Annotated in this window: 10 protein-coding genes; 1 reads left to right on the forward strand and 9 read right to left on the reverse strand. The window is 36.0% G+C overall.

Features of this window, described 5'->3' with window-relative positions; genetic code table 11:
* Window positions 1–103: 103 nt before the first annotated feature.
* The 4 genes from G600_RS0107560 to aroC form a co-directional block, all read right to left on the reverse strand.
* The gene (locus G600_RS0107560) at window positions 104–1,201 is read right to left on the reverse strand and encodes a cache domain-containing protein (RefSeq protein WP_027431408.1); all 1,098 of its coding nucleotides are present in this window, start codon (window positions 1,199–1,201) and stop codon (window positions 104–106) included.
* Window positions 1,202–1,534: 333 nt separating this feature from the next.
* The gene (yajC, locus tag G600_RS0107565; protein WP_027431409.1) at window positions 1,535–1,819 is read right to left on the reverse strand and encodes a preprotein translocase subunit YajC; all 285 of its coding nucleotides are present in this window, start codon (window positions 1,817–1,819) and stop codon (window positions 1,535–1,537) included.
* A gap of 112 nt (window positions 1,820–1,931) precedes the next feature.
* Window positions 1,932–3,074: a tRNA guanosine(34) transglycosylase Tgt gene (gene tgt, locus G600_RS0107570; protein ID WP_027431410.1), complete on the reverse strand. Its 1,143-nt coding sequence runs from the start codon at window positions 3,072–3,074 to the stop codon at window positions 1,932–1,934.
* An 11-nt stretch (window positions 3,075–3,085) separates the two neighbouring features.
* Window positions 3,086–4,186, reverse strand: a complete 1,101-nt coding sequence (aroC, locus tag G600_RS0107575; protein WP_027431411.1) for a chorismate synthase — start codon at window positions 4,184–4,186, stop codon at window positions 3,086–3,088.
* Between the two features lie 246 nt (window positions 4,187–4,432).
* Between aroC and dnaK the strand changes: the two genes are divergently transcribed.
* The gene (gene dnaK / locus G600_RS0107580; protein WP_027431412.1) at window positions 4,433–6,175 is read left to right on the forward strand and encodes a molecular chaperone DnaK; all 1,743 of its coding nucleotides are present in this window, start codon (window positions 4,433–4,435) and stop codon (window positions 6,173–6,175) included.
* Between the two features lie 109 nt (window positions 6,176–6,284).
* Here dnaK and G600_RS0107585 read toward each other — a convergent pair whose 3' ends face one another.
* From G600_RS0107585 to G600_RS15440, 5 genes are all read right to left on the reverse strand, one after another.
* Window positions 6,285–7,925 (reverse strand): hybrid sensor histidine kinase/response regulator, encoded by a 1,641-nt coding sequence (locus tag G600_RS0107585; RefSeq protein WP_027431413.1) that lies wholly within the window; start codon window positions 7,923–7,925, stop codon window positions 6,285–6,287.
* A gap of 27 nt (window positions 7,926–7,952) precedes the next feature.
* The gene (locus tag G600_RS14050) at window positions 7,953–8,459 is read right to left on the reverse strand and encodes a hypothetical protein (RefSeq protein ID WP_034245918.1); all 507 of its coding nucleotides are present in this window, start codon (window positions 8,457–8,459) and stop codon (window positions 7,953–7,955) included.
* A 2-nt stretch (window positions 8,460–8,461) separates the two neighbouring features.
* Entirely contained in the window at window positions 8,462–8,695 is a 234-nt protein-coding gene (locus G600_RS14055) for an HNH endonuclease signature motif containing protein (RefSeq protein ID WP_034245921.1), read from the reverse strand.
* 65 nt (window positions 8,696–8,760) lie between these two features.
* Complete coding sequence (locus G600_RS0107600; protein WP_027431414.1) at window positions 8,761–9,108, reverse strand: DNA-3-methyladenine glycosylase I; 348 nt, start codon at window positions 9,106–9,108, stop codon at window positions 8,761–8,763.
* 214 nt (window positions 9,109–9,322) lie between these two features.
* The coding region (locus G600_RS15440; RefSeq protein WP_027431415.1) for a zinc ribbon domain-containing protein at window positions 9,323–9,505 on the reverse strand (183 nt) is incomplete at its 5' end.

Below are 9,505 nucleotides of genomic sequence, written 5' to 3' on the forward strand. Positions count from 1 at the left end.
TTGTATTACAACTTAATTTTATTTTTCTTAATTTAAAAATTGATTTCCATTATTAGTGATAGCTCTAAAATTTACTATAATTTATTAAGAGGCTCAAATAAGCTTATAATTGATCAACAATCCAGTCAATAACTGGATGCTCTTCCTCCCCTTCTTTAGTTTCTCTTGGTTTTGACATAGGCTCCATATCTGCAGATGAAGTCTCGGTTTTAGAATTAGAATCTATATCTGAATCCTCTAGGATTTCCTTAGCTGCATCACTTTTTTGTGTCTCCTTTAACTCTACAGGCTCCTTTAGTTCTTCGGACTCTTTAGTTTCCTCAGTTTCATAATTTCTTTTATTCTCCTCTAAGATATCTTTTTTAAACTCTTCCTCTAACTCCTTTTCTTCCCTTGCCTTGGCTTCCTTCTTTCTTAGTCTCTTTTCTTCCTTTGCCCTTCTTTTCTTTTCCTTCTTAGATAGGACAATTATTTCATTAGCCTTTAAATAGACGCTGGCCTTTTTATAGGCTGCCGGTAGCTTTAAGAAAACTAAGGAAACTACTAGGCAAGTACAAAGATAGATTATTAAGCATAAAATGCATATAGAGATTACATTTTCCTTAAACAAATCCATATTAATACTTACATTGATAGTGGCAATTACCTTGTTGTTGTCGTTATAGATATTAGCGCCCCTGTAGACAATCCAGGTTTTATTTAAGCTTGATAGGCTAGCCTTCTTCTTTAAGACAATCTTACTATAATAAGAATAGCTAAGTCCCCTAAAGACCCCTAAATCATATGGCCCCTCATCAGCTAAATATACCATTCTGTTATTATCAAGATCTATGTATAAAAGCGACAAGTCATAGATACTTTCATTGGCCCCATAAACTAGGGAAAGGGCATTCTTTATGGATACATATTCCTTATAGTCCTTTATGTGGCCAAAATCTGCCGTGTGCTTAGTGTTTATCTCGTCTTCTGCCACATTTCTATCAGAAAGACTTGAAAAAATGCTAGAAACGTAAGCATTTAGATTTTCTAAGTCCTCTTTATCAATATTAGTCTGAATGCTCTCAATGGTTAAATTTATGGTCTCATTAGCCTTGTCTAGATATTTGGCATATGAAAATGTAATCACAACAATTAAGACTAGAAGCGCATATATAAGTAAACTAAGATTGATTTTTAGCAATTTTACTAGTTTAGATTTCACTTTTACCCCCAATACTTAGACTAATGTCAAGACTCGCTCGCGAGTCTTGCGCGCCGGATTCGGGTCTGCTACAGATGTCGCAACTGCGAAGCAGTTACGATGTAGCGTCAGCCCGATTTTGCTCAAGCAAAATTCTAATGGCTGATGTTCCTTCAGCAGACAAATTCCTGTCCGAATCCGTGCGCATCCTCGCGGAGCGTTTAACTCAGTCGGAGCTTGTACTCCGACTGAGTTAAAATCACAATATTTTTATATATTATATCATGACTATAAAAAATTTGCATTAAAAAAAGTCGCTAGAAATCTCTAGCGACTTAAGCTTTATTATATAAATTAGTTATCTTCTGATGTTGTAGCCTTTTCAACCTGAGCAATTGCCTTCTTCTGCATTGGAATACGACAGTTCTTGTTGTTACCAAATTCAACGATAACATCATCCTCAGAAAGACTGATGATCACTCCGTAGAAACCACTAGTAGTAAGAACTACATCTCCTACCTCCATTGATTCCATAAGAATCTGCTGTTCCTTCTGCTGCTTCTTCTGTGGTCTAATTGCCAAGAAATACATCATAGCGATGATAGCAACAATATAAATGACCATAACTATAGCTGACATAAATAACCTCCTAATTTTTCTTCATTAATCGCTAGTCTAAAACTAACTTCACTTTAAGAATAATAAACCAAATTAACTGCTATGTCCATTAAATAATAATAAATTCAAACAATTATTTTTTATCCTTATCATAAGTTTTTAGTAAATATAATCTCTCATCCTTAAAGCTCTTATAATTACCAGCTTCAATAGCTCCTCTAATATCTGTCATTAAATGATTATAGAAATAGAGATTGTGTAATACGCAAAGTCTCATACCAAGCATTTCCTTAGCCTTAAGTAAGTGTCTTATATAGGCTCTTGAATAATTGCGACAAGCAGGACAATTACAGCCCTCTTCAATTGGTGCTAAATCCTTTTCATACTTAGCATTAAAGAGGTTGATTTTACCAAACTTAGTATAAACATGACCATGTCTACCATTTCTTGATGGGTAAACGCAATCAAAGAAATCAATACCTCTATCAACTGCCTCTAAGATATTAGCTGGTGTACCAACACCCATAAGATATGTAGGCTTTTCCTTTGGAAGGTATGGCACTACCTTATCAAGTACGTGATACATTTCCTCATGAGTCTCACCAACTGCAAGACCACCAACAGCATAACCGTCAAGATCCATCTCAGTAATTCTCTTTGCATGTTCAATTCTAATATCATCATAAACTGCACCCTGATTAATACCAAAGAGCATCTGATGTGGATTAACTGTATCCTCTAAAGAATTAAGTCTATCCATTTCCTTCTTACAACGCTCAAGCCAACGTGTAGTTCTTGCTACTGACTTCTCAACATAGTTTCTATCAGCCTTAGCAGGAGCACACTCATCAAAGGCCATGGCAATTGTTGAACCAAGGTTTGACTGAATCTGCATACTCTCCTCAGGACCCATAAAAATCTTATGTCCATCAATGTGAGACTGGAAAGTAACTCCCTCTTCCTTAATCTTTCTTAAGCCTGCAAGAGAGAATACCTGGAATCCGCCTGAATCTGTAAGGATTGGCTTATCCCAATTCATAAACTTATGTAAGCCGCCTAATTCTTTAATTAGCTTATCTCCTGTACGTACATGAAGATGATATGTGTTAGAAAGTTCAATCTGTGTGCCAATTTCCTGAAGGTCTGTTGTTGCTACAGCACCCTTAATTGCTGCAACTGTACCTACATTCATAAAGACAGGAGTTTGAACTGTTCCGTGAACTGTTGTAAATTCAGCTCTCTTAGCATTTCCTGAAGTTGCTAAAATCTTATACATATTATTTTCTCCTAATTTTTATAAAAATCAACAATCTTGTCCATTCTTGCTGTCATGTTGGTAAATATTAAATCTACAAGGCTTAGGGCTGCCATTGCTTCAACTACAACCACCGCTCTTGGAACCACTAATGGGTCATGGCGGCCTTTAATGCTAACCTCAATTTCTTCGTTAGATTTATTAACTGTGTTCTGCATTTTAGAAATAGATGGTGTTGGCTTAAAGGCAGCTCTAAAGATAATATCGCTACCATCTGACATACCGCCAAGTATTCCGCCGGCATTGTTAGTTCCCTTAGTTATCTTGCCATCTTTTATTGAAAATGCATCATTATTAGTAGAGCCAAACATACTAGCCACTTCAAAGCCCTTTCCAATTTCAAAGCCCTTGCAAGCCCCGATAGACATAATAGCCTGTGCTAGTCTAGCATCTAACTTATCAAAAACTGTCTCGCCAATTCCTGGCATGACGCCCTTTATCTGGCATTCAATGACTCCACCAAGGGAATCCCCTTCGGCTCTCTTCTTACTAGCAAGCTCTTCCACCTCACTAGCTGCTTTGCTATCTGGCATATTAAAAGGATTCTTTTCTCTTTCTTTTAAATCAAAATTGTTATAATCAATAGAAACTCCACCAATTTCCTTTGCATAAGCATCAATCTTAATTCCTAGACTTTCTAAAATCTTAATTGCAATTGCTCCTGCTGCAACTCTACCAATAGTCTCTCTACCAGAACTTCTACCGCCCCCTCTGTAGTCTCTAAAACCATACTTCATATCAAATGTATAATCTGCATGACCTGGTCTATAATAGCTTGCAATCTCGCTATAGTCAGCGGATCTTTGCTGCTTATTAAATACTACTAAAGAAATTGGGCATCCTGTTGTCTTACCTTCAAAAATACCTGATAGAATGGAAACTTCATCGTCTTCCTTTCTTGGTGTAGTAAACTTAGATGTACCTGGCTTTCTTCTATTAAGGAAATCTTGAATATCCTTAGCCTCTAGTTTAAGTCCTGCGGGACAACCGTCAATTACGACGCCTAGAGCCTCTCCATGGGACTCTCCCCAAGTTGATATCTTAAAAATGTTGCCAAATGTTGAGCCTGCCAAAATTTACCTCCAATCAAAGTCACAAACAAGTAGTTTGGACGTTCTTACAAAACTTATTACATATCGAAAATAGAAAACACTTCTGCTTCTATACCATAATAAGTTACCATATTTTAAGCTAAAATTAAACCTATAATTTTCTTTATACTTTTTTTATCATTTATCATTTTTTATCCATTTTATATTTCTAAGGACATGCTACAATAGAGTTAAATAAAAATGAATATTTTCTAAGGAAGGCAGATTATGAGTAAGGTTATAGGAATTGACTTAGGCACCACAAATAGTTGTGTTGCTGTAATTGAAGGTAATAAGCCAGTAGTTATCACTAATAAAGAAGGATATAGAACAACTCCATCAGTTGTTGCATTTGATAAGAATAAAGAGAGATTAGTGGGAGATTTAGCTAAAAGACAGGCAGCTATTAATCCCGACAGAACATTTTTCTCAATAAAGAGACATATGGGTTCAAGCTTCACTAAAAAGATCGACCAAAAAGTATACACCCCTCAAGAAATATCAGCATATATCCTTATGAAACTTAAAGAAGATGCCTCAAATTATTTAGGAGAAGAAGTTACAGACGCTGTTATTACTGTTCCCGCTTATTTCAACGACGCTCAAAGAACAGCCACTAAAGACGCTGGTAAGATTGCAGGTCTAAACGTACTACGAATAATTAATGAGCCAACTTCTGCTGCCCTAGCTTATGGACTTGATAATGGACAATCTCAAAAGATTTTGGTCTATGACTTAGGCGGTGGTACATTTGATGTATCAGTAATTGAAATTGATGACAACACAATCGAGGTTTTAGCCACATCCGGCGACAATCACCTAGGTGGCGATGACTTTGATGAACGAATTGTAGAATATTTAATAGAAGAATTTAAAGAGGCCCATGGAATTAATCTAGCAAAGGATGACGCTGCAAAGAGACGTTTATATGAAGAAGCGGAAAATGCTAAAAAGGTCCTTTCCTGCGCCACAACCGCTAATATTAATCTTCCCTTTATTACACAGCAAAAGGGCCAGACATATCACTTAGAATCTAATATTACAAGAGCTAAGTTTGAAGAATTATGCCAGGACCTTGTGGAGAGAACAATCCCTCCAGTGGAGAATGCCCTAAGGGATGCGGGGCTTAGTAAAAATGATATTAATTCGGTAGTTTTAGTTGGTGGTTCTACAAGAATCCCTGCTGTAGTTAACATGGTTCGTCAAATCATGGGACAGGAACCTACAAGAAATATTAATCCAGATGAATGCGTAGCCCTAGGTGCTGCAATTCAGGGTGGTAAGCTAGGAAACCAGTTAGTTCCTGGTTCTAAGGCCTCTGAGATTTTACTTATGGATGTAACACCACTTTCTCTATCTATTGAGACAGTAGGTGGTATTTCAAGTAGATTAATTGAGAGAAACACAACTATTCCAACTAGACACAGCCAGATTTTTACAACTGCTGGAAACTTCCAGACTTCCGTTGATATTAAGGTTTTCCAGGGCGAGCGTAAATTTACAAGAGACAATAAGTTACTTGGAAATTTCAGGCTTTCAGGAATTAAAAGAGCTGCCGCTGGTATCCCACAGATTGAAGTTACCTTTGATATTGATGCCAATGGAATTGTAAATGTATCTGCTAAGGATTTAGGTACAGGAAATGAGCAATCCATTACCATCACTTCTAATGACAACATGACAGAGGAAGAAATCGCAAAGGCAAAGTGGGAAGCTGAAATCTATGGTAAAAGGGATGAAACCTACCAGGGCTATATTGATAGCTATAATGAAGCAACTAAAGCTTATAACAATGCTGTAAATCTCTTAGAAGCAAATAAAAAGATTTGGGATAAGCAAAAGAAAAAGGAAGTTAAGCGTTCCCTAAACGACTTAAAACGTGCCCTTGCAAAGACAAAGATAGATAAGCTAGATAGCAATATCGCATCTAATCTTGATAATCTTGCAACAGAGCTAAATAGCCTTGTATAAGCAGAATAAATACGGTCAAAAAATAAATGCTATGTAACAACCCCTTTTAGTTACATAGCATTTTTATGTCTTTTTTATTCAATTCTAATATGTCTATTATTTACAAAATTTAGAGCATTACTTCCTTTAAAACTCTAATAAGTTCTGTGGTATTAACAGGCTTTACTAAATAGGCGTCCATCCCTGCATCAAGGGAATCTAATCTATCCTGGGGATATACATTTGCACTAATACCCACAATAGGAACGGCAGCAAGGGTTCTATTGGAAAGCTTTCTAATTTCCCTTGTTGTATCATTTCCATTCATAATTGGCATCTTAATGTCCATAAGCACCGCATTATACTGATAGATTCTGCTTTTCTTAAACTTATTTAGGGCATCAAAACCGTTAGTTGCAGTATCTGTGCTAGCTCCTAGGTCTTGTAAAAATGTAGACAAAATCTCTAGGTTTGCCTCATTATCATCCACAATCAAGAATCTCTTTCTTTCAAAAGTTCTCTGATTAGCCAAATCCTCGGCTCTTCTAAAGTTAGACTCGTGAATTAAATTAGACTTATTAGCAAGGATATCCTGTCTAAAGAGCTTAAACTTCATGGCTATTGTTACCTTTGTGCCCTTATATTTCTCACTTTCCACCTCAAGTTCACCAGATAACATCTTAGTTAATTCCCTTGCTATAGAAAGGCCAAGGCCAGTTCCTTGTATGGCTGCGATTTCTCTATCATTTTCTCTTTCAAAGGGATCAAAAATACGTGGTAAAAACTCTTCACTAATACCCACACCATTATCCTTTATTTCAAAAAGATAAGCTATATAGCCCTCTTCTTTCCTTTCTAAATCCTCTTTAATTGTAAAATCTATAGTTCCACATCTATGTGTGTATTTCACAGCATTTGTAAGGATGTTAGATAAAATCTTAACTAGTCTTAACTTATCTGCTAGAATCTCTTCATTTTCCACTTCTATATTTACATTAAAGTTTTGTTCCCTTGACTGAGCTATAGGCTCTATTAAGTCCTTAACTTCCTCAATAATTGAATAAAGACTTTGCTGATATTCTTCAATGCTTGCCCTGCCGCTCTCAATCCTTGAAATATCAAGGACATCATTAATAAGGGAGATTAGCTGTTCTGAGTTACTCTCCATCTTATCAAGATAAGTTAAAACCAAATCCTTGTTGTCGATGTGGGTTTTAGATAGGTTAATATAGCCCATCATTGAACTAATAGGTGTTCTTATATCATGGGACATGTTTGATAAAAATCTCAACTTTTCAAGGCTTGCAGCTTTCGCTTCATTAAGCTTTTCCTCTAAAAGATCTCTGTGCTTTTTTCTCTCTAACTTAAGCTTAAAAACCTCAGCTCTATCATCTAGAATTCTTTTATAGCCCATTAAAGCCTTAATAGGCTTTCCAGTATCATCCATTAAAAGACGCTTATATTCTACTGTCCTAACCTTGTCAGAATTAACTATATAGCTAAATTCGAAGCTTTCCTTCTCCCCTAGCTCCTTTCGTAAATTCTCAAGGGCTCCACGTCTTTCACGCTCTCTTGCGTATTCCTTCTCTACTCTTTCTCTTGAATATTTTCTATTAAACTCGCTGTAAACCCCTTCTTTATCAAGGTCTAAGCTAAGTGCCTTATCTTGTAAATATACAAGTTTTATGTAATCATTTTCCAAATCAATCTCGTAGATTTCAATATAGTTAGAAAATACTGCTTCTATAATTGAATCTGTCAACTTATCCATATATCCTCCAAAATTTACATATCACTTTTAGAGAAGCTCCCTATTAAGATAGAGTTCTAGCTTTAAATCTCTTTTATCCATAAGCTCAGATGCGATTTCAAGCATTCTTAAATCCGCGCAGTGATATGTCTTATTTAAAATCCATGGTATGCCTAAAATATAGTCAGCTTCACGCTTTGTCAGGCAACTAGTTAATCTTAACAATTCCTCTTTATTATTCTTTAGATAATAGCCAAAAGGGCACATAAAATAAAGCCTCTCTTTGCCATGTTTAGATACAATATGAGACAACTCGTTCCTGCTTTTATATTCCACTATATTATATTTACTCATATCCAAATCTTCAACCAAAATTTTGGCCTCTAGCATGTATTCATACATTTGCCTAGAAACCTTCTCTCTTGAGGCTGGATAGTCCATATTCTCTATGATTTGATCTAAGGTCATGCCCCTATCTACCAAATGCTTTATAGAACCTGTGGTGGTAAATTCCGAAAGGAAATTTGATAAGGCCTTTTCAAAATATGACGACATAACTACTTCTTAACCTTTGTTCCCTTATCCTGTCTTTTATATTTACAATCTCTGCAAATGTAAAACTGATTATCAATGGAATTAGAACCCCCATCTTCTGGAAGTACGATATAATCTACCACTCTGTCAGTTCCCACAAGCTTCTTACCACAAATTCCGCAAGTGTCAGACCACTTAACCTCCATACCGTTGTGTCCGCAACAACTCATGTCCTCAAAAAAATCTGTATTATCCATAGCGTTACTCCTTTCGTCTAATAAATTCATAAATTAAATTCTATATTAAATTTACATGCTAAATCCTATCTATAACTACAGCTTATCAAATGGTCATTAATCACACCAATGGCCTGTAAATAAGAGTAAATTATAGTTGAACCTACAAACTTAATATCCTTATTCTCATACGCTGCTTCAATTTCTTCCCTAGGCATAGAAAGAACTTTTCTTGGAGCTAAGCCTTTAAAGGTCTTTCTAATAGCCTCTTCCTTATTTATCACACAAGACCAACTAAGACCTGCTTGCATAGTCTCTAAAACTAACATAGCAAAGAGTTCATCTTCGTCTTTTTCTATCTTACACCATTTCTCATTATGGTATTTAATCATAAGGTCTGAGGAAAACTCCCAACCGCAACCACATTTTGACATATATCCACTTCCTAAACATATATTCACTAAAATAAGTATACCATAACTTAGCGGCAGTGAACTACTCCGACTTAATACTTCGTATTTGAAGTCGGAGCTTCTTGCTTCAACCACCACTGCGTAGGCTATCCTATTGGATAACGAACGTCTTACACAGTGTCCACAAGCGTATAAGTTCGGCTAGTTCCTAGCCTACTATAAGATTTATCAGGGTTTAGGCTACTTCAAGCAGTCTAAGCCCTTCATTTTTTATGTTTATAGCTGCATTTAGGTCACGGTCCATTGTAAGCCCACACTTACACTTATAGATTCTTTCTTGAAGTGTAAGTTTTTTACGAGAACCACAACAGCTACAAAGTTGTGATGATGGATACCACTTATCTATTTTGATAAAGTA

This window comes from Lachnospira multipara ATCC 19207, from assembly GCF_000424105.1.
GTDB lineage: Bacteria > Bacillota > Clostridia > Lachnospirales > Lachnospiraceae > Lachnospira > Lachnospira multipara.